Origin of the sequence: Sporosarcina sp. P29, from assembly GCF_002743265.1 — a bacterium.
Classification (GTDB): domain Bacteria; phylum Bacillota; class Bacilli; order Bacillales_A; family Planococcaceae; genus Sporosarcina.
In genome coordinates, this window is record NZ_PDYX01000018.1 from 1 (window position 1) to 20986 (window position 20986).

Genomic DNA, 20986 nt, shown 5'->3' on the forward strand with positions numbered 1-20986 from the left:
CTCGACTTGCATGTATTAGGCATGCCGCCAGCGTTCGTCCTGAGCCAGGATCAAACTCTCCATAAGAGAAATTCGATTAGCTCGAGTTTCATTTGCTGGCATCAATTAAGATACTCATTTTGTTTGTGTCACCGGCAAGCCGATACACAAACTGTATTTCGTTAACGTTTTGCTGTTCAGTTTTCAAGGTTCATGTTTTGCGCTTCTTGTAAAAGCGACTTCTCTAATATAGCTCATCTTGCTTTCATTCGTCAAGTCTTTTTTAAAATTCTTTTTTTGAATGTGTTGTACGCGTTGTTAGAACGTTTCTCCCAAGCGACATTTACTATAATAACATGACGTCAAAGAATAAGTCAACAACTATTTCAATAAAAGTTATAGAGCGATCTCGGAATCGCTCTACGACAGCTACCGAGCCCTTATAATACGGTACTCTCTATGGAATAGCAACTCATTTTTAGATGGCACTTGCGTAGTTTCAATTAAATGTTTATCTACCAAATACTCGATAAAGAACTCTAGGTCCGAGGAATACAACGCTAACTCTTCCTGTTCATGCAATTGCTGGACGGTCCATGATTCCTTTTCACTCATGATAGTCAGCAAATGTACCGCAGCTTCATTTGTATAGTTATGGATGAAGAACTCACTTGCCAAGAACACCAAATCCAAACGTTTCCCTAGTTCCTCTTCACTGCCAATCAATTCTTCATATAACTTAAAAACAGCTGGATCTATTTTCTTCATTTGTGCCCAGACGGTATTTTCAGGTAATACGTTGCGTTTAACGGCCACGAACCTTGCTAGGTGATGTAATGTATTGATCGCGTAAAGATAAGAATCCATATGTTGTTTTCTTTCGAAATGAATTTTCCCTTCATTATAAGCGCGAATCATTTTAGCCATTTCCATCCCCATCTTAATGCCCCTACCAAACAGCGGTTCTTCGGATAAACGTTCTTTCAGTCGTTCCGCATATTCATCACGGTCAAAGAATACTTTTCCGAGGATAAGCCAATCAATGATTTTCTTGTTTGTTCCTACAAGCAACCAATGTGTTAGTTGTCTTTCGCTAATGATGTGCATAGCCGCCTTACGTTTACCATCTGTATAGTGTTTGGTCTGAATGGGTATCTCATTGTTTGAGGTAATAATAAATAAGATTTCATCAAAGGTATCAGTGATCGGGTCGTCTTCTCTTTGATTGCCAATGAGGAGCACACTTAATGTCTCAGGTAAACTAGCTCTCTCTTGGTACACTGGCCGTAGCATTTGTTCCACTATCTCGCCTCCCAGCTTTCTATAAGATCATCTCGAATACTCTATTTCGACGAATTTCACACAAAATCCTTTATTTTAAAGGGAGTTTATACTGCAATTAAATAATAATATGATATATTAGGTGAGGATAGCGTTAGGAGGAAACTTAAGATGAAGCCTTACAAAAATAAAATAAATCGTATTCGATCATTTGCCTTAGCACTTATTTTCATTGGTGTTGTCATTATGTATGTCGGGATCTTTTTCCGTTCCAATGAAATTGTCATGTTGATCTTTATGTTCTTGGGAATGCTTGCAATTATCGGTAGTACAGTGGTGTACGCGTGGATTGGTACCTTGTCAACGCGAGCTGTACGAGTACAATGTCCGAATTGCGGTAAGCATACTAAAGTGCTTGGACGAGTTGATATGTGTGGACATTGCCGTGAGCCATTAACACTCGATCCAAACCTTGAAGGTAAAGAATTCGATATCACGTATAATAAAAAAGTGAAGCAAGAAAAATAATACAAAATAAAAGAGTGTAACCCACAATGGGTTACACTCTTTTATTTCGCTTGAGTCTGTTGTGCTACTGCGCAGTCAGGACAAGTTCCATACACTTCTAAACGATGTGAATTTACTTTAAAACCCGTTACATGCGCTGCTAGACGTTCTACTTCTTCTAGACCAGGATGGTAGAAATCTACAATCTTTCCGCAATCGTCACAAATAATATGGTAATGATCATGTGTCACGAAATCAAAACGACTTGACGCATCTCCATATGTTAACTCCTTTACTAATCCAGAGTTTTGGAATACACGCAAGTTGTTATAAACTGTCGCCACACTCATATTAGGAAAGTCTTCTTCTAGCGCTTTATAGATTTCATCAGCAGTTGGATGTGAATGAGATGTGATTAAATACTCGAGAATCGCATGTCGTTGCGGAGTAATTCTCACACCACTTTCTTTCAATGTCACTAACGCATCTTTTAAGAATACTCCAGGCATCGTAATGCACCTCACTTCATAAGGATTACTTCTTTATAATCATTATAATTAGTTTACTCAACTATGAGGTGTATTGTCAACTATTCTGCCGATAACGCTATATTAATAGCCTTTTGCTAAATCCACTTGGTTGATGAGATCTCTGTTTCCCGCCACCCATTTCTCAAGATTAGTATCCATAATATCTAAGGAACGTTTAATGTATTGATCGGAAAGACTGGACATATGCGGGGATACCGTACAGTTCGGCAACTCCCAAAAAGGGCTATCTTTAGGTAATGGCTCTGTTTCAAAGACATCCAGTACCGCATGGCGGATTTCCTGTTGTTTTAACGCGTCTAACACATACTGCTCTCTTACTGCGTCCCCCCTACCCACGTTCATAAAGACAGCTGTCTCCTTCATTGCGCGGAAATGCTCTGGCTGATAAATCCATCGCGTTTGAGGAGTGCTTGGCAATATGGAAATCACATAATCGACATGAGGAAGCTTTTCAAGAATTTCATTCAAGGAAATCGTTTCGTTCATATAAGGATTTGAATGCCCTGAACGGTTACATCCGATTGTATGTACATGAAATGCTTGCAAAAGTCTTCCGATTTCTTCGCCAATCGCTCCAGTTCCTACTATTAATGCAGTGGAGTGATTCACTTCACCTGGTAAAGAGTCTAGCTCCCACTCTTTTTCAGCTTCTCTCTTATAAATACCTGGTAAACCCCTTTCAAGTGATAATAAATGAGCTAATACAGATTCGGCTAACGGCATTTTATGAACACCATGAGAATTGGTGACTAGAACATCTTGCGCCTGAAGTGCTTCGATCGGCAATGTATCGACTCCTACAGCCGCAACCATGACCCATTTCAGTTCAGTAGCTTTTTCGACATGTTCTGCTTTCAAATCTCCACCATCTGTCACGATTACTTCTATATCTTCTAACGACACTTCATCAATATTGGTTGTATACAGGAATTCCACATTTGAATACTTCTCTTTTAATTGCTCTTTAAATGAAGTTTTGATCTTAAATGTAAATAATATCTTCATAGTGATTGCCTCCTAGTTCGTCAGTTGCTCAAGTGTCGCAAGTGCATCTTCCACATGACCTTTCACACGAACTTTCCGCCATTCTTTCACTACGGTACCTGTTGGATCAATCAAGAATGTAGATCGTTCTATTCCCATATACTCTTTTCCGAAGTTCTTCTTTAGCTTCCAAACACCATACTGTTCAGCTACCGCATGATCTTCATCCACAAGCAAAGAAAATGGCAAGCTGTGCTTCGCGATAAACTTTTGGTGAGACGCTTCATGATCTGGACTGACACCAAGTATTACCGCATTTAGCCCTTCAAAATCTGATTGCGCATCACGAAAATCACAAGCCTCTGTTGTACAACCAGGTGTGGAGTCTTTCGGATAAAAATACAATACTACATAACTTTTCCCTCTGAATTGATTCAATGAAATCATTTCGCCATTTTCATTTGCTAGCGAAAATGCAGGTGCTTGTTTTCCTTCTAATTTTTCCATTAAGAATCCTCCTCTAATAAAAATGAATAGTACACTTCGATCTCTCTTTACTTATCGTATAGGAAGTTTTTGAATTTTACAATTTACCTATACTTCACTCTGAAGGTAGAGACTTCACTCCCATTAATGCTAAAATGGATAACGTATAATTGATTTGGAGGAATTAACTAATGAACCGAAAAAATTCAGAAGCAATCTACGCAGAAGCATGTGAACATATTGTGGGTGGTGTCAATAGCCCAGCCCGAGCTTACGGAGCGGTTGGCGGAGGTGCACCTACTGTTATGGAACGTGCAGAAGGCGCTTATTTCTATGATGTAGATGGTAATCGTTATATTGACTACTTAGGAGCATACGGCCCGATTATTACAGGACACGCGCATCCTCACATAACAAAAGCCATTACGAAGGCAGCGGAAACAGGTGTACTCTATGGAACGCCTATACGCCACGAAGTACAATTTGCAAAAATGTTAAAAGAAGCTATTCCAGGAATGGACAAAGTTCGTTTCGTTAACTCCGGTACAGAAGCTGTTATGACAACAATTCGTGTAGCAAGAGCATATACTGGTCGTACAAAGATTATGAAGTTCGCTGGTTGCTATCACGGTCACTCGGATCTTGTATTAGTAGCTGCTGGATCTGGTCCCGCTACTTTAGGCACGCCAGATTCTGCAGGCGTCCCTTCTTCTATCGCGAAAGAGGTCATTACGATTCCGTTCAATGATCCCGAAAGCTATAAAGAAGCGATGAAGCAATGGGGCGATGAACTTGCTTGTATTCTCATCGAACCGATTGTCGGGAACTTTGGAATCGTCGAGCCAAATGAAGGTTTCTTGGAACTTGTTCATGAGTTAGCTAAAGAACAAGGCGTTTTGACTGTCTATGATGAGGTCATTACAGCATTCCGTTTTCATTATGGTGCAGCACAGACATTACTTGGCCTTCAGCCGGATTTAACTGCGTTCGGGAAGATTATCGGCGGCGGCTTACCTATTGGCGCATACGGCGGTAAAAAAGAAATTATGGAACAAGTTGCCCCACTAGGGCCGGCTTATCAAGCTGGAACAATGGCTGGAAATCCTGCATCTATGCTTTCTGGAATTGCTTGTCTGGAAGTGCTTCAAGAACCGGGCATCTATGAAGAAATGGATCGCTTAGGCGGGTTACTTGAAGATGGTATTCTAGAACTAGCTAAAAAACACAGTGTCCAATTGACGATCAATCGTCTCGGAGGCGCACTTACATTGTTCTTCACAGACGTCAAAGTGGAAAACTACAAGCAAGCTGAAGCAACAGACGGTGAAATTTTCGGTCGTTTCTTTAAAGAGATGCTGAAAAACGGTGTCAACTTGGCACCATCTAAGTATGAAGCATGGTTCTTAACTTCTGCTCATACAGAATCCGATATAAACGAAACTCTTGAAGCAGTAGATCACGCATTTAAGGCGCTTTGAAATAGAACAATTGACCGTTTTATGCGTATATTGTAAAGTAAGCATAAAAGAGCTTTTAGGAAAGGAATTACCCAATGAAACTTGGTGCCCGCGTCTTTAAGACGGGTATTGCGATTGTATTTGCTCTGTTTCTCGCAAATTTATTAGAATTACCTACAGCAGTGTTCGCAGGTATTGCAGCTATTTTCGCAATCCAACCCTCTATTTACAGATCATACTTAACAATAGTAGAACAATTGCAAGGTAATTTAATCGGTGCCACTATAGCAGTCTTATTCACTCTCATCTTCGGGCCTCAACTAATAATTGTCGGTTTGGCGGCTGTCATCGTCATGACCATTATGTTGAAACTCGGCCTCGAAAAATCTATGTCACTTGCACTCGTTACGATGATTGCAGTGATGGAGGTTAAAGATGATGCCTTCTTAACATTTGCCCTTCTTCGTGTAGGTACAATTTTGGTAGGTGTACTAGCGGCATTCATTGTGAATCTAGTGTTCATGCCACCGAAATATGAAACGAAACTGTTTCAGGCGATTCATCAGGCACAGGACGAAATTATTCGTTGGACGCGTCTAGCTGGTCGTCAAGTGTCTGAACATACTGCTATGAAGAAATCGTTGAGTAAGTTAAAGGAACGTCTGATACAAATTGATCAGCTGTACTTATTATTTAAAGAAGAGCGCAGCTATTTCAAGAAAACTACTGCCGCAAAAGCGAGACGGCTTGTTGTCTATCGACAATTGATCGCTACAACTAGGAGTAGTTATGACGTTCTTAAAAGGATGCATATGTATGAAAATGAACTCATCAATCTTCCGGAGCATTTCCGAATGATGATTCAGGAGCGTCTAGAGTCATTACTCGTCTATCATGAACAACTTCATCTGAAATTCGTTGGTAAGCTAAAAGCGGATTTCGACGACGATGAAACACATAGTGAGTTTATGCAACGACAAGAAGTAATGAATATTTTCGTGAAGGAAATTGCGATCACCAATGAAGAAGAAGAGTTTTCTTCTTATCATTTACTTCATGTCCTCTCGTCCATCCTGAATTACGAGGAACAGCTAGAACATCTGGATACGCTGATCACTTCTTACCAAACACGGTATGAAGATGAAGAGAACATTTTAGAAGATGAATTCTATTAATAAAACGGCACAAGACTATACTAGTCTTGTGCCGTTTTTATTTGTATAAATAGTTGAAGTTCATTTGCCGAATGGTTCGCATTTTCGTTACAGTACACACGCTGATCCTGCCCATGTCCACCTTTCTACTTATCCCCCAAGTTCTTGACGATTGTATAAACCAGCGTAGGTACCGTTTAGTTTCATCAATTCCTTATGGGTACCTGATTCTTTTAAATCACCGTGATCTATTACATAAATACAATCCGCATGCGTAATGGTAGATAGTCGATGAGCGACGATTAGTGTAGTACGATCGTGTGCTAAGCGTTCTAATGAATCCTGGATAAGCGCTTCGCTTTCTAAATCCAAGGCAGACGTTGCTTCATCCAAGATGAGCAATGCCGGGTTCTTTAGGAAGACGCGAGCAATGGAGATACGTTGCTTCTGTCCACCTGACAACTTCACGCCCCGTTCCCCTACCCTCGTATCGTATCCTTCACTCAATGTTTCAATAAAATCATGCGCATTTGCGGCTTTTGCTGCAGCGATGACTTCTTCGTCAGTGGCATCTGGCTTCCCCATCAAAATATTACTTTTGACAGAATCACTGAACAGAATTGAATCTTGAAGTACCATACCGGTCTGATCACGAAGCGATTTAACCTTTACGTCGCGGATATCATGGCCGTCGATGCGAATAGCACCAGACGTCACGTCGTAAAATCTTGGGATCAAACTGATAATGGTTGATTTCCCACCCCCACTCATACCAACAAGTGCAGCTGTTTCACCAGGGCGGATCTTCAAACTAATATTTGACAGTACTTCCTCTTCTTCATATGCAAAGCTGACACGATCAAACTCGATCTCCCCAGCAATCGATGGTAGTGCTTTTGCATCCTCTTTATCAACAACGTCATACTTTTCATTCATTAATTCTAGTACTCTATCCATCGAAGCAAATGATTGCGTCAATGAAGTGGATGAATTAACTAGTCGACGTAAAGGTGAGTATAGTCTTTCTATAAATGCGATGAAAGCGACCATCGTTCCGACAGTTAATGAACCGTTGATTACTTGGTAACCTGCATAGCCAATGACGAGTAATGGAGCCACATCGGTAATCGTATTAACGACTGCAAACGCTTTGGCATTCCAACGTGTATGTTCAATTGCCCGGTCAAGGAATTTATTGTTCACTTCATCAAAACGTTCCTGCTCTTTGTCTTCGATTGCAAAACTCTTAATAATACTTACTCCCGCCACACGCTCATGCAAATAACTTTGTACATCAGCGAGCGCCTGAGATCGTTTACGTGTTAACTGACGCAATTTACCGAAGAAATGTTTGACACTGAATGCATAAAACGGAAATGCCAGCAATGTGACAAGCGTTAGCTCCACATCCAAAGTCAACATAATAGCAATTGCAATAATAATAGTTGCCAAGTCAAGCCAGACATTCATCAAACCAATCATGACGAAGTTTTTTGTTTGCTCTACGTCATTGATCACCCGCGAAATCACTTCACCCGCACGTGTATTGGAATAAAAGCGCAGTCCAAGCTTTTGTAAATGACTATACAGTGATTTACGGATATCAAACAAAATTTTATTACTTACTAATTGCGCGTAATATTGACGATAATATTCCACAGGCGGACGGATCAAGAAGAACACAATGATCGTCCCGCCAAGCCAATAAAATAATTGCTGTGTTTTATCCGAATCACTCAACGTCGGGGAACCGATAATATCATCAATCACAATTTTAATTAGTAATGGTAAAAATAGTGGAATCGCAAACTTCACAACACCAATGAGAACAGTGAAGACAATTTGCCAGTTATAAGGCTTTACAAATTGAAGATAACGTTTAATGCTTTCGCCCATCGTGTTCCTCCTACTAAAAAAACCTGACTTGCACGAGTGCAAGCAGGTCTAGATTTGTTCTTCTTGGATTTGCTTATAAAATTCAAAACGTGATGTCCAAACATCAATGAAATCAGGAGCAAATGGACCCTTCCTTTGCTTGATCCAGCCAAGAAGCTTCTTTAAGTTATCCTGCAAGATTAAATCGATGACTTCTGGATAATTCATTTGACGTTTATGATCTGAATATTCATCTTCATCGAGAATCAAATAGCTCATATCAGGAAACACTTTAACGTCCAAGTCATAATCGATATACTTCAAGTACTTTTCATCGTAAACGAATGGTGAACTCATATTAACGTAATAGTAGACACCATCTTCACGCAACATACAAATGATGTTAAACCAGTTTTCCGCATGAAAATAGCAGATGGATGGTTCACGTGTCAGCCACGTGCGACCATCTGACTCAGTCACGAGCGTGCGTTCATTGCCACCGATGATAATATTGCGTGTACCTTTTAAAACGAGTGTCTCTTGCCAGACACGGTGAATTTTGCCGTTATGTTTGTAGCTGTGTATCTGTACTGTTTCTCCTTCTTTTGGAATCGCCATTTTTATACCACCTTTGAGCCTTGCCGCTCTTGCTATCTGTTCATTATACCAACAGCTTTCCTAAATTTAAAACGATTCAACCATCTATTTCGTAATTCATTCAATACAGTAGGTCCACAGCATGCTTTTTCACACAAAAAAACCGGTAGAAATGGCTTATACTAGCCTTTTCTACCGGTCGGTGATGTTCCTGCTTAGTTTGAACCTTTATTTTGGTTCGCACGTGCTCCTGAAGCATTTTGTTTGTTTGCTTCTGCTTTGTTAATTTGTTTCTTCACTTCATTAACATCTGTTTCAGATCCGAACTCCTCATTCATAGAGGACTGCATCGCGGATGAAGAAGACTGCATGTTCATCGCAGATTGCGCGTTTTGCTGACGTACTTGATTGACGTCCGTCTCGGAAGCGAACTCTTCATTCATCGATTGTTGCGCATTCTGTTTTTTCACTTGGTTCGCATCTGTTATAGATGGATCTTGCTGTGAATTACGTTTTGATTGATTTGGCATGTTTTATTCACCTCCGTACTCACTATGATGTCCTGTTAGTCGGAGTTTTATTCACGGGTGGTTATAAAGTTTTTACCATTCAAGCAAATCGATTATTTTTAGAACAGGCTTTGACTTCGGTAGTGCCAGAACTTCTTGTGTAGTGAAGAACTGCAAATCGCCTTTTGTATGTTCTTCATCCAATTGTGCACGATATACATGAATATCCCATGTTATATGTGAAAACACATGGAGCACATGCGGTAATTCTTGAATTTTTTTTAGTTTTATTCCATTCTCTTTTTCAAATGCTTCCACCGCAGAAGCTTCTTGAAGTTCAATCATTGGAAATTCCCACAGACTGGCGAGAAGCCCAGTGCTGGGACGTTTTTGCAACAACCAATTGCCGTCTTCATTTTGAATGGCAAAGGCAGCTAGCGAAACATGCTTCATTTTCTGTTTTTTTATTTTAATTGGCAATTGCTGTTGTTTTCCCTCTTCAAAGGCGATACAAAACTCCCTAACAGGGCACAATAAACAGTGTGGATTCAGCGTACATATCGTTGCACCCAGTTCCATAAGCGCTTGGTTGAAGGATGATGGATCTTCTTCCGAAATTAATTCCATCACGGCTTGCTCAAATAACTTTTTATTACGGGGCAAAGCGATATCTTCTTCAATTAATAAAATTCTCGACAACACCCGCATAACATTTCCGTCTACTGCATGTTCGGGTACTCCATAGGCAATACTCAATATAGCACCTGCCGTGTATGGCCCGACTCCTTTTAATGTAGAAATTTCTTTTCGGTTATTAGGAACTTTCCCACCATAGGTTTCAACGACTTCTCTTACACCTGACTGTAGGTTACGCACCCTGGAGTAATAGCCAAGTCCTTCCCACATTTTCAAAATCTCTTCTTCTGGTGCATTTGAAAGATCTTGCATCGTAGGAAACTTTTTAATAAAACGCTCATAATACGGTATGACAGTATCCACTCGTGTCTGTTGTAACATAACTTCAGAAATCCAGATATAGTATGGATTGTCTGTTCTTCTCCAAGGCAAGTCTCGTTTTTCAGCTTCATACCAAGTCAATAACGCATCTTGGAATGCTTTCTTTTGTTCAATAATTTGCATATGGACCTCGCTTCTTCATGTAAATACTTTTAGTTATAATAATAAAGGGTATATAATTATAAGTAGCATATAACTCTTTCGATTAAGGAGTGATAATTTGGATACAGGTACACATATCGCTATGGGTGTTGCGATCAGTGGATTAGCTCTTGCCGATTCAGTCGTAGCAACTGAGCCTGCCACAATGGGCGCTGTTTTTGCAGGAATTATGGTCGGATCTCTAATTCCCGATATAGATACGGTATTGAAACTTCGAAACAATGCTGTCTATTTACGTAATCATCGTGGTATCACGCATTCAGTTCCGGCTGTTATGCTGTGGCCGTTGATGATTTCCATACTGCTGACATTCTTTGTTCCCGGAGCCATATTCTTTCATGTCTGGGCTTGGACATTTTTAGCCGTGTTCACACATGTATTTGTTGATATTTTCAACTCATATGGAACACAAGCCCTTCGTCCATTTTCTCATAAGTGGGTAGCCATAGGAGTCATTAATACATTTGACCCCATTATATTTGGCCTCCATGTAATTGCGATCATGGCATGGGTGTTCGGCGCAGATCCCGTCTTTACAATGTCCACATTATATGTCGTCATCTTCTTCTATTACCTATTGCGCTTCGCTGTGAAGAGCGCAGTGAAGAATGCAGTCAAGAAGACGATTCCTAACGCGACGCATATATTTACCGCGCCTACGATGAATTTCTTCCAGTGGCGAGTTGCTGCCACGACAGATGTTGACCATTATGTAGGACGAGCATACGGACGTTCCATTACCATTTATGAAAGGTTCAATCGCGAAGTCATGCCGATGTCACCTCAAGTTGAAGTGGCACTAGAAGATCCGAACATGCAAGCTTTCACTTCATTTTCGCCTCTTTATCGTTGGTCCATTTCGGAAAAAGGACATATTTACGAAGTCCGTTTAATTGATTTGCGTTATCGAAGCAAAGGGTACTACCCCTTCGTTGCAGTCGCACACGTCAATGAAGACTTAGAAGTAGTCAATTCTTATACAGGATGGATCTTTTCAGAAGAAAAACTCCGTAAAAAGCTTAATTTCGCCCCAAATAACTAAAGAACGTTCGTGCATAATGCACGAGCGCTCTTTTTTGTTTATTTTCCGCTTTTTATATCTTTCAACATAGCAAGCGGTAATGCTTCTTCAGCTCTCTCGCCGCCTAAGCGATATCCCCATGCGAACAATCCTTTAAGGTAATCTACTTGGAAGAAGACCCCATCGTCTCCTTCAATACGGTACATCTCGCCTGGCTTAATACTAGCCGGGTCTACAAGATATGATTGTACAAGAACTGCCTTTCTTTGGTGAACTGCATATTCGCTAATCATCCCCATCTGTTCGGCTTTACGCGCTTTTTCCATTAGGTTAGCAATTTCACTACGCAGTTCGTTTTCATTCATATCACTATAACGTTTTTCAGTATCCATCTTCTTCATTCCTTTTCTGTTCAATAAATTGATCAATTTGACTGAGTGGAATGCCTTTTTGATACATTGATTGCTTCACGCGTTGTCTAAGGTCGGATCCTGAGTATTTACTTTGGTATCGTCTCCATGCTTTCTCACCGAATGCAGACGTAATGTCGGACCATTCTTCTTCATCCCGCTCGATTGTTAAATTGCTGAGAACTTCCGAAATTTGCTGATAAGAAAAACCTTTTCTAGCCAATGAATTCTGTATTTTTTGCTTAACTTGTGCTGGCGGCTGTGAACTATTCGATCGCATCGTTTTTTCAGCCAGTTTCATGGCATTAGCCATTTGATCTTCCATTGTATATTCCTCCAATGCTTGAGTTTGCAGTTCTTTGGGTATACCTTTTTTATAGAGAGATTGCTGAATAGCTCTTGGACCCTTTAACGTACTATTTTTTTCCGTACGTACAAGCGCTTCCGAAAATGCTTCATCATTCAAAAAGCCGAGTCGTTTTAATTTCACGATAGCTTCTAGAACAACAGCTTCTCCATATTCTTTTTCAAGCAATTTCTTTTTAACTTCCATTTCACTCCGCATACGAAACGACAAAAAATGTAATGCTCGGTTAAATGCTTTTTCAATTTGGTCTGAATATACAATCTCATCCGTTGACCAATCGTCCAATTCCATGCCTTTCGTAAGTTCAAATTTCACTAGGACTGTTTCATGGACACTAAATGCATATTGATCATCAAGGAAAATATTATAACGTTCGCTATCTCGTTTTTGTTGTGATATTTTGGTAATAAGCGGCACGTTTCCATCACCTACTTTATCTTAGTATACCGCTTCTAGTGGTGCTGGTCAGCAATAGTGTATTAATTTTCAAGAGAATGGAGGGAAACCATTATGAAAGTGGTTATTACAGGGGGAACTGGATTCATTGGCAACATCTTAACGAAGAAGCTGAAAGATAATGGTCATGAAGTAGTGATCTTAACACGTAAGCCTTCATCGCAGCTTAATGGAGTTCACTATGTCCAATGGTTGACGGATAATGCCTCACCTGAGAATGAAATCGTGCAAGCAGATGCATTCGTTAATTTAGCAGGAGTGTCTATAGATGACGGCCGGTGGTCTGAAGAACGAAAAAAGCAGATTTATGATAGCCGAATAACAGCTACACAAGAAGTGTTGCGTATGATACGAACACTCCCAAAGAAACCTCGTGTCCTAGTGAATGCGAGTGCGATCGGCATTTATCCTACATCACTGACCGCTGAATATACCGAAAACTCCACTGCAGTAGGCGATGATTTTCTAGCCAAAACCGTCTATGACTGGGAACAACTTGCGGGACAGGCAAATGAAATGGGCGTACGTACTGTATACACCCGATTCGGTATTGTATTAGGGAAAGATGGCGGAGCACTTCCACTTATTAAGCTTCCTTATCAATTATTTGCAGGTGGAAAAATTGGTTCAGGCAATCAGTGGTTCTCTTGGGTTCACGTGGAAGACGTAGCCAATGCCATTCTCTTCTCCATAGAGAATGAAGACGTGGAAGGGCCTGTTAACGTAGTGGCACCGAGCCCAATGCATATGAATGCATTCGGAAAAACGATTGGAAAAGTATTGCACCGTCCGCATTGGTTCCCGGTACCAAGTTTTGCGATGGAAGCTACATTGGGAGAAAAGAGTATTGTCGTACTGCAAGGTCAACATGTATTACCGGAAAAGTTGTTGGCCAATGGATTTATATTTGATTATCCTTCCTTACGACCGGCGCTTGAAAACCTATTAAAATAATTTCAAATGTTTGTTGAGACGTTTTTACGTTTTGACAAACATTTTTTCATTACATACATACAAAAAGCGGATTGACACATGCTTAGTAAAAAGGAGTGACGCTTAATGACTCATCATTTGTCAGGAATTTTACTGGCATCTTGTTTGCTCATAGTTGGAGTGGTGATGAATCCCTTTACTGTCCAAGCAGAAGCTTTACATTGGGGTTTCAAGAAGGCTACTGAAGGAGTTCCCCCTTCTGCAGGAGCCGAACTGGATCAATTGCTTGATGATTACGGTGCAATCTATAAAGGGAAAGATGATAAAAAAGTCGTCTATCTAACATTCGATAACGGATATGAGAACGGCTACACGGAAAGCATTTTAGATACACTAAAGAAAGAGAAAGCACCCGCCACATTTTTCTTGACTGGTCATTATGTAAAAAGCGCCAGTGATCTAGTCAAACGCATGGCGAAAGATGGTCATGGCATTGGAAATCATTCATATGACCATCCGAACATGGCCAATATAACTGAGCAACAGATGGAAAATGAATGGAAGAGGTTGGATGAAGTTGTCTATGCTACTACTGGACAAAAGAGAACAATCTACGCGAGGCCGCCAGAGGGAACATTTAATGCGAAGTTACTGCAGAAAGGAAATGACCTTGGGTACAGGCATATTTTCTGGTCTGTTGCATTCATTGACTGGCACCGCGATCAACGAAAAGGAAAAGCGTATGCCTATAACGAATTGATGAATCAATTACACCCGGGTGCTATCATTCTCATGCATACCGTATCTCCTGATAATGCAGAGGCACTCCCCGATTTCATTCGAGATGCAAAGAAACAAGGCTATGAATTTCATTCACTGGATCAGTTAGTGAAGGAATATGAGAAAGGAAATGCGATTACACAATAAATGAGAGACCTTATCTGTATGTTCACTACCAACAGATAAGGTCTCTAATTATTTGATGCATCTTCAGTTTGCATGTTTACATTCGTAGTTATCCAACGTGTTCACCGATGTTGGATTGTTACGGATCCCCTCCTTCGTTGTTATGTGTCTAGGATTCGATTCGTCTCTATAACTACGACCTCCTTTTCTTTTGATTAGACTTACTATAACAACTATTCTGTTAATTGTAAAGTGTTTTAATGAAAATTCTATTATTTTCTTTTTCTTTTGCCGTTTGTAGTATGCCCAACAAAATCAGATTGAAAAAGACAGTGTTTTCGTATACGATATCAATGATAGAAAGAGGTGTACGTATGGATAACTCACAAAATAACGAACAAGTCGTCGAACTGAAGAATCGATTCAATCAATTTATTGAAACATTAGAAGCGATTGAACCTGAACACACGGACCTCCAAGATATAGATCGTCTAATCATGTTACTCGATGAATTAGAAGAACAAATGGATAGTTCGAAAAAATAACATATACTAACGGGGGATTTTGAGATGTACATAGAGACAATTGAGAAGAGTATTTATGAACTGGTTTTTGAAACGTCCACAAACTTGCCAAAAGACGTTAGACGCGCAATCCTTTCTGCAAAAGAAAATGAAAATAAAGGCACAAGTGCTGCAATGAGTTTGGATACGATCGCAAATAATATCAATATGGCAGATGATAAACTATCTCCAATTTGTCAGGATACAGGCCTTCCTACATTCAAGATTAAAACTCCAATCGGGGTAAACCAATTGGAAATCAAAGCGGCTATTGTACGCGCTTTGGAGTTAGCAACTGAAAAAGGAAAGCTCCGTCCGAACGCTGTAGATTCATTAACTGGCGATAATAGCGGCAATAACTTAGGAATCGGTCTACCGGTTGTTAAGTTTGAACAATGGGAAGAAGATTATATAGAAGTGAAGTTAATCTTAAAGGGCGGCGGATGTGAGAACAAAAACATTCAATACAGCCTCCCTACTGAATTAGAGGGCCTTGGCCGTGCAGGACGCGATTTAGACGGTATTCGCAAATGTATCCTTCACTCGGTTTACCAGGCACAAGGACAAGGGTGTTCTGCTGGATTTATCGGTGTCGGAATCGGTGGCGACCGTTCATCTGGATATGACTTGGCGAAAGAACAACTTTTCCGCGATGTAACGGACGTGAATCCAGTTCCTGAGCTTGCACAGTTGGAAGAGTACGTATTAGAAAAAGCCAATCTTCTTGGAATCGGAACAATGGGCTTCGGCGGCGAAGCTACATTATTAGGATGTAAAATCGGTGTCATGCACCGCATTCCCGCAAGCTTCTATGTATCTGTAGCGTATAACTGCTGGGCATATCGCCGTATGGCAGTGAACATCAATGCAACAACTGGCGAAATCATGGATTGGCACTATAATGAAGGCGAGAAAATTGCATTCGAACAGCCAGCTGAAGAAGCAAAATCCACTGCACGTATCGTACACTTGCAAGCACCCATTTCAGAAGAAGACGTTCGTGACCTTCATGTTGGCGATGTGGTGAAAATTTCGGGCCGTATGTACACAGGCCGTGACGCAATCCACAAGCACTTAATGGACAATGACGCACCAGTTGATTTGAATGGACAAGTCATCTATCACTGTGGACCAGTTGTTCTAAAGAATGATGAAGGTAAGTATGAGATTAAAGCTGCGGGACCCACGACTTCTATGCGTGAAGAACCGTACCAGGGTGATATCATGAAAAAGTTCGGTATCCGTGCGGTCATTGGTAAAGGCGGAATGGGACCTAGAACACTTGCGGCTCTTAAAGAGCATGGCGGTGTGTACTTGAATGGTATAGGCGGTGCGGCGCAGTATTATGCTGACTGTATTAAAGAGGTAGAAGGCGTCGACTTACTGGAGTTCGGTATTCCAGAAGCACTATGGCATTTACGCGTAGAGGACTTCACTGCAGTTGTCACGATGGACTCTCACGGTAACAGTTTACATGCTGATATTGACAAGTCATCTTTAGAAAAGCTTTCTCAGTTCAAAGAAAAAGTATTTAACTAATAAGCAAGCAGCGAATGAGAACTATCATTCGCTGTTTTTTATGTAAATAAATAAATTGGCATGGATAAGTGATGGTGCGGTTATCCATCGTTACGCTGCGTTCCAGGCGGACGCGTTCGGGAGGGCTCGCGGTGAGCCAACTAGTCACTACGTTCCTTTAGTTGTCTCACCTGTCGAGTTGATCCTCCCCGAGTCGCCGCCTTCCACTCCGCTTCACTTTTGACTCGTTTTTAAATTGGAAAGTGTAGTTCAAATCTATTCTTGTACTTGATTTTGAACTCAAATTGTATTTGCACTTGAGCTTAACTTATTTAGAAGTGTGATCAAATTACAAATCTAACTTCAATACACAACAATAAGTATCATCTATTTACATTGCAAGGGATTGGAGCGGCAGACGGCGACTCTCGATGGATCAGCCCGATTAGGTGAGACAACCGAAGAGAGTGCAACGAACTGGTTGGCTCACCGCGGGCCCATGGGAAAGCGTCCGCCTAGAGCGAGAGCCGTAGCGTAGGACGACTTTTGCGAGCATAAGCGGAGCGTTGGGAGCACATCTTTGTACTAGAAATCCCCTCCTCAACACTAATGATAGCCTTACCCTTATAACTTTTAACCCAATTTGCATTAATTAGCCATTTAAGTAACACTTCTCATTGAGAAATGATATACTGTAGATAATAACTATTACAACTTCATATTCATTCTATTTAGATGCCCGAAAAGTCGATTCTACTACTGTAGAGTCGACTTTACTGCTTTAATAAGAGCTTTGAAATTGAAACTCATTATCAATTAGGAGGAAATCACATGACTACACTTGCAAAAGAACAACCGCAACAGACGATTGATTGGTCTGCACGTCTTGAACTAATTGCGGCTATATTATCTGGAATCATTATTCTTGCAGCATGGATTTTAGGAAAGAACGGTACAGAATCCTTTTCTGTCACGCTGTATATCATAGCCTTTCTGATCGGCGGTTACGCTAAAGCGAAGGAAGGTATTGAAGAGACGATAAAAAACAAAGAACTGAATGTCGAGATGCTAATGATTTTCGCGGCCATTGGTTCAGGTATTATTGGATACTGGGCTGAAGGTGCAATCCTGATCTTCATCTTCGCAATAAGTGGAGCACTAGAAACCTATACACTTAATAAAAGCCATAATGAAATATCGTCTTTGATGGAATTGCAGCCTGAGGAAGCTTGGTTAATCCTTGAAGATGGTAGCGAGAAAAAAGTATCTACAGATTCTCTATCCATTGGAGCTATATTGCTCGTTAAACCTGGTGAACGAATTCCGGTTGATGGTGAAATCTTGAGCGGCATCACTTCGATCGATATGTCAGCCATCAACGGAGAATCTATTCCCGTGACGAAACAGGAAAATGATGAATTATTCGCAGGGACAGTTAATATTAGCGGTGCGATTCGCATGACGATGACGAAACCTAGTTCTGAGACATTATTCCAAAAAATTATTACGATGGTGCAAAATGCACAAAGCGAGAAGTCTCCATCACAACAATTTATCGAGCGCTTTGAAGGGTCTTATGTAAAGATTGTGCTCGCAGCAGTTGTCATCATGATGTTCCTCCCCCACTTCTTATTTAACTGGGACTGGACTACAACCTTCTACCGTGCGATTGTTTTGCTAGTAGTCGCCTCCCCTTGTGCATTGATGGCTTCCATTATGCCCGCTACACTAGCAGCTGTTTCTAACGGTGCCAGAAAAGGGGTATTATTTAAAGGCGGAGTCCATTTAGAACACTTAAGTACTTTGCAAGCATTTGCTTTTGATAAAACAGGTACTTTGACTAATGGAAAACCTATTGTGATGGATTTTATCGTTCGTGAAGGTGCAGACGTGGAAGAGACGCTTGCTTTATTTGCAGGTGCGGAGTCACTTTCCAATCACCCGTTGGCAAAGGCCATCATCAATTACGCGACAGAGCATGGTGTAGAACCTAAACGTAATCTTCATATTGAAGACGTTCCTGGATTTGGTATTAAAGCAGAAACGGATCAAGGGTACATGTTAATCGGTAAACCGAAATTTGTTGGCGAAGAGTTAGTAGAAGAATTTCAGGACAATGTGGCAGTATCACTTGCGAATGAAGGAAAAACGGTCATTTTCATGAGAGATGAACAAGGAATTGTAGCTCTAGCAGCTTTACAAGATACTTTGCGAAAAGAAGCTATTTCTGCGATTAAATCGCTGCAGTCTTTAGGTCTCCATACCGTCATGTTGACTGGTGATAATGAAAAGACAGCACAAGCCATCGCAAACGAAGTAGGTGTGGATTCTTACGTAGCGGAATGTCTACCTGAGGAGAAAGTGGTTCAGCTTAAGCAACTATTGAAGAAGTACGGTATGGTCGGTATGGTGGGAGATGGAATCAATGATGCCCCAGCCCTTGCTACCGCTACTTCCGGTATCGCGATGGGTGAAGGTACAGATGTGGCATTAGAGACAGCTGATGTTGTTCTCATGCAAAACGACTTGAATCGCTTATCATATGCTATTAAGCTTTCAAGAAAAATGCAACGAATCGTTAAACAAAATGTATTCTTCTCGATAGCGGTCATCTCGATCCTCATTATCGCAAACTTCATGCAAGTAGTGGATTTACCTCTTGGTGTCATTGGACACGAAGGAAGTACAATATTGGTCATATTAAATGGTTTACGGATGCTTAATAAAATAGAATAAAAAAAAGTGAAGAAAGGGAATCCCTTTCTTCACTTTTTTATTTATACAATTTGTTGGTTATGTTCTTGACGATTTTTCACGACTGAATTGATTGTACCTCCGAGTATCAAAATGATAGCTGACAGGTATAACCACATGATTAATACGATAATTCCAGCGATACTCCCGTACGTATTGGCGTAGCTTCCAAAATTACTAATATAGAACGAGAATCCTAGTGACGTAATGATCCATCCTATTGTTGCAAAAATAGCACCCGGAAGTATACTTTTAAAATGCAACTTCACACTTGGCACTAGCCAGTATAGTAAAGAGAATACTGCAAAGATCAGGAATGGTGGAATGAGGAATCGTATCAAGTTCCATACAGTCAAGAACGTTTCTTCCAATCCTAAGAATGTGAAAATCACTTGCCCGATTGGTTGGCCAAATATAGGTAGGACTAATGCGATGATTACCGTCGCCACTAACATAATAGTAAACGCAATCGATAACCCTTTAGATACGAAAAAGTTTCTATCATCTTCCACTTCATATGCATCGTTCAAGCCTTTTGTTACTGCACCCATACCTTTAGATGCCGACCAGATAGTAGCCAAGATTCCGACTGACAGTAATCCTCCACTTTTATTATCTAGTACTTCAGAGAGTGTCCCTTCAATTAAAGAAGCTGTACTTTCCGGCGCGTACTCACGGATAAACAAAAAGATTTGGCTTTGGTCTAACTGTAAGTAAGGTAGTAATGTGAAAAGAAAGATTAATAGAGGGAATAATGACAATAGGAAAAAGAACGCTAACTGCGAACCAGCTGCTGAAATATCCAATTCTTTCACTCGGATAATCAATTGTTTGAAAAAACCACTCGTAGTAGTCGGATCAAAATCATCTTCTTCTCCGTCTTTAACATCCTTAATGAATCCTTTTACTCTTTCTCTTTGTGATTCCTCTTCATTTTCAGCATCAGAAGAAGGGGCACTTTTTTGTTTATCCAATTGATGTGTCCCCCTTTCATTTACTGATTCTACTGTTATGCTTTCTCTAATGATATTATGTTTTTTTTTTGAACCATCGGAGGCAACGAAGCGTCTCCTTCTGTTGAAACAGAAGATGCAGCTGTAGAATCGTCCTCGATAATATGCTGATAATCTGATTTGGAATCAGCAATTGCTTCTTTTGTATCCGCAAACATTTCTTTAACTTGCGGAGTCAAAGTCTTGATTTCATCGACCTGTGACTTGATGTAATTTACATCACCTTTCACTTGATCAACAAGAGTTTGTACTTTTTCTTTTTTCTGTTGGAACTCATTTTTCACGATATCCGGATTTTCTTTGTAATACAATGCTTTTTCATACGAGGATCTTGCCGTAGTGATCGTCTGCTGTCTTGTTGCTCTATCCAACATACTCACTGCAGCTCCAAGTAGCGCCCCGCCTAATACATATCTTCCAAATTTACTAGAACCCATACATGTTTCGCCTCCTTATTCACGATTACGTCTCACTTCATTATACCCA

21 protein-coding genes and 1 rRNA gene are annotated in these 20986 nt (G+C 40.5%); 9 read left to right on the top strand and 13 right to left on the bottom strand.

What is annotated here, in order from left to right; all coding sequences use genetic code 11:
* Positions 1 to 66, bottom strand: a 16S ribosomal RNA gene (locus tag CSV68_RS13095); the annotation flags it as partial.
* A gap of 342 nt (positions 67 to 408) precedes the next feature.
* On the bottom strand, positions 409 to 1272 hold the full coding sequence (locus tag CSV68_RS13100; RefSeq protein WP_368665184.1) for a nucleotidyltransferase-like protein: 864 nt from the start codon (positions 1270 to 1272) through the stop codon (positions 409 to 411).
* Positions 1273 to 1431: 159 nt separating this feature from the next.
* Between CSV68_RS13100 and CSV68_RS13105 the strand changes: the two genes are divergently transcribed.
* A complete protein-coding gene (locus CSV68_RS13105; RefSeq protein WP_099635113.1) occupies positions 1432 to 1788 on the top strand; it encodes a YgzB family protein in 357 nt (118 codons plus the stop codon).
* Between the two features lie 41 nt (positions 1789 to 1829).
* Here the strand turns inward: CSV68_RS13105 and perR are convergent, their stop codons facing one another.
* The 3 genes from perR to bcp all read right to left on the bottom strand — a co-directional run bounded on the left by perR (position 1830) and on the right by bcp (position 3809).
* On the bottom strand, positions 1830 to 2276 hold the full coding sequence (perR, locus tag CSV68_RS13110) for a peroxide-responsive transcriptional repressor PerR (protein ID WP_099662353.1): 447 nt from the start codon (positions 2274 to 2276) through the stop codon (positions 1830 to 1832).
* Positions 2277 to 2378: 102 nt separating this feature from the next.
* A complete protein-coding gene (locus CSV68_RS13115) occupies positions 2379 to 3323 on the bottom strand; it encodes a D-2-hydroxyacid dehydrogenase (protein WP_099635115.1) in 945 nt (314 codons plus the stop codon).
* A gap of 12 nt (positions 3324 to 3335) precedes the next feature.
* Positions 3336 to 3809 (bottom strand): thioredoxin-dependent thiol peroxidase, encoded by a 474-nt coding sequence (bcp, locus tag CSV68_RS13120; protein ID WP_099635116.1) that lies wholly within the window; start codon positions 3807 to 3809, stop codon positions 3336 to 3338.
* Positions 3810 to 3979: 170 nt separating this feature from the next.
* Between bcp and CSV68_RS13125 the strand changes: the two genes are divergently transcribed.
* Positions 3980 to 5266, top strand: a complete 1287-nt coding sequence (locus CSV68_RS13125; protein WP_099662354.1) for a glutamate-1-semialdehyde 2,1-aminomutase — start codon at positions 3980 to 3982, stop codon at positions 5264 to 5266.
* Positions 5267 to 5340: 74 nt separating this feature from the next.
* Complete coding sequence (locus CSV68_RS13130; protein ID WP_099635118.1) at positions 5341 to 6420, top strand: FUSC family protein; 1080 nt, start codon at positions 5341 to 5343, stop codon at positions 6418 to 6420.
* 129 nt (positions 6421 to 6549) lie between these two features.
* On the opposite strand, the gene CSV68_RS13135 is transcribed toward CSV68_RS13130, so the two are convergent.
* The 4 genes from CSV68_RS13135 to mutY form a co-directional block, all read right to left on the bottom strand.
* A complete protein-coding gene (locus tag CSV68_RS13135; protein WP_099635119.1) occupies positions 6550 to 8295 on the bottom strand; it encodes an ABC transporter ATP-binding protein in 1746 nt (581 codons plus the stop codon).
* Positions 8296 to 8343: 48 nt separating this feature from the next.
* Positions 8344 to 8892, bottom strand: a complete 549-nt coding sequence (gene ntdP, locus CSV68_RS13140; protein ID WP_099635120.1) for a nucleoside tri-diphosphate phosphatase — start codon at positions 8890 to 8892, stop codon at positions 8344 to 8346.
* Positions 8893 to 9086: 194 nt separating this feature from the next.
* Entirely contained in the window at positions 9087 to 9401 is a 315-nt protein-coding gene (locus tag CSV68_RS13145; RefSeq protein ID WP_099635121.1) for a gamma-type small acid-soluble spore protein, read from the bottom strand.
* 72 nt (positions 9402 to 9473) lie between these two features.
* Positions 9474 to 10520, bottom strand: a complete 1047-nt coding sequence (gene mutY, locus CSV68_RS13150; RefSeq protein ID WP_099662355.1) for an A/G-specific adenine glycosylase — start codon at positions 10518 to 10520, stop codon at positions 9474 to 9476.
* A 97-nt stretch (positions 10521 to 10617) separates the two neighbouring features.
* On the opposite strand from mutY, the gene CSV68_RS13155 reads away from it, so the two are divergent.
* Positions 10618 to 11601, top strand: a complete 984-nt coding sequence (locus tag CSV68_RS13155) for a metal-dependent hydrolase (protein ID WP_099662356.1) — start codon at positions 10618 to 10620, stop codon at positions 11599 to 11601.
* A gap of 38 nt (positions 11602 to 11639) precedes the next feature.
* Here CSV68_RS13155 and CSV68_RS13160 read toward each other — a convergent pair whose 3' ends face one another.
* Complete coding sequence (locus CSV68_RS13160) at positions 11640 to 11972, bottom strand: YfhH family protein (RefSeq protein ID WP_099635124.1); 333 nt, start codon at positions 11970 to 11972, stop codon at positions 11640 to 11642.
* Complete coding sequence (gene recX / locus CSV68_RS13165; protein ID WP_099635125.1) at positions 11962 to 12774, bottom strand: recombination regulator RecX; 813 nt, start codon at positions 12772 to 12774, stop codon at positions 11962 to 11964. The genes CSV68_RS13160 and recX overlap by 11 nt, the downstream gene beginning before the upstream one ends.
* 93 nt (positions 12775 to 12867) lie before the next feature.
* Between recX and CSV68_RS13170 the strand changes: the two genes are divergently transcribed.
* From CSV68_RS13170 to CSV68_RS13190, 5 genes are all read left to right on the top strand, one after another.
* Positions 12868 to 13767, top strand: coding sequence for a TIGR01777 family oxidoreductase (locus tag CSV68_RS13170; RefSeq protein WP_099662357.1), 900 nt, complete (start codon positions 12868 to 12870; stop codon positions 13765 to 13767).
* Positions 13768 to 13872: 105 nt separating this feature from the next.
* The gene (gene pdaA / locus CSV68_RS13175; RefSeq protein WP_099635127.1) at positions 13873 to 14673 is read left to right on the top strand and encodes a delta-lactam-biosynthetic de-N-acetylase; all 801 of its coding nucleotides are present in this window, start codon (positions 13873 to 13875) and stop codon (positions 14671 to 14673) included.
* Between the two features lie 353 nt (positions 14674 to 15026).
* On the top strand, positions 15027 to 15197 hold the full coding sequence (locus tag CSV68_RS17355) for an SE1561 family protein (RefSeq protein WP_099635128.1): 171 nt from the start codon (positions 15027 to 15029) through the stop codon (positions 15195 to 15197).
* Between the two features lie 24 nt (positions 15198 to 15221).
* Positions 15222 to 16754 (top strand): fumarate hydratase, encoded by a 1533-nt coding sequence (locus CSV68_RS13185; RefSeq protein ID WP_099662358.1) that lies wholly within the window; start codon positions 15222 to 15224, stop codon positions 16752 to 16754.
* 810 nt (positions 16755 to 17564) lie between these two features.
* A complete protein-coding gene (locus CSV68_RS13190; protein WP_099662359.1) occupies positions 17565 to 19469 on the top strand; it encodes a heavy metal translocating P-type ATPase in 1905 nt (634 codons plus the stop codon).
* Between the two features lie 41 nt (positions 19470 to 19510).
* Here the strand turns inward: CSV68_RS13190 and CSV68_RS13195 are convergent, their stop codons facing one another.
* Together CSV68_RS13195 and CSV68_RS13200 are read right to left on the bottom strand one after the other, a co-directional pair.
* Positions 19511 to 20461 (bottom strand): YihY/virulence factor BrkB family protein, encoded by a 951-nt coding sequence (locus tag CSV68_RS13195; RefSeq protein ID WP_099635131.1) that lies wholly within the window; start codon positions 20459 to 20461, stop codon positions 19511 to 19513.
* 35 nt (positions 20462 to 20496) lie between these two features.
* A complete protein-coding gene (locus CSV68_RS13200; RefSeq protein WP_099635132.1) occupies positions 20497 to 20937 on the bottom strand; it encodes a hypothetical protein in 441 nt (146 codons plus the stop codon).
* Positions 20938 to 20986: the final 49 nt, after the last annotated feature.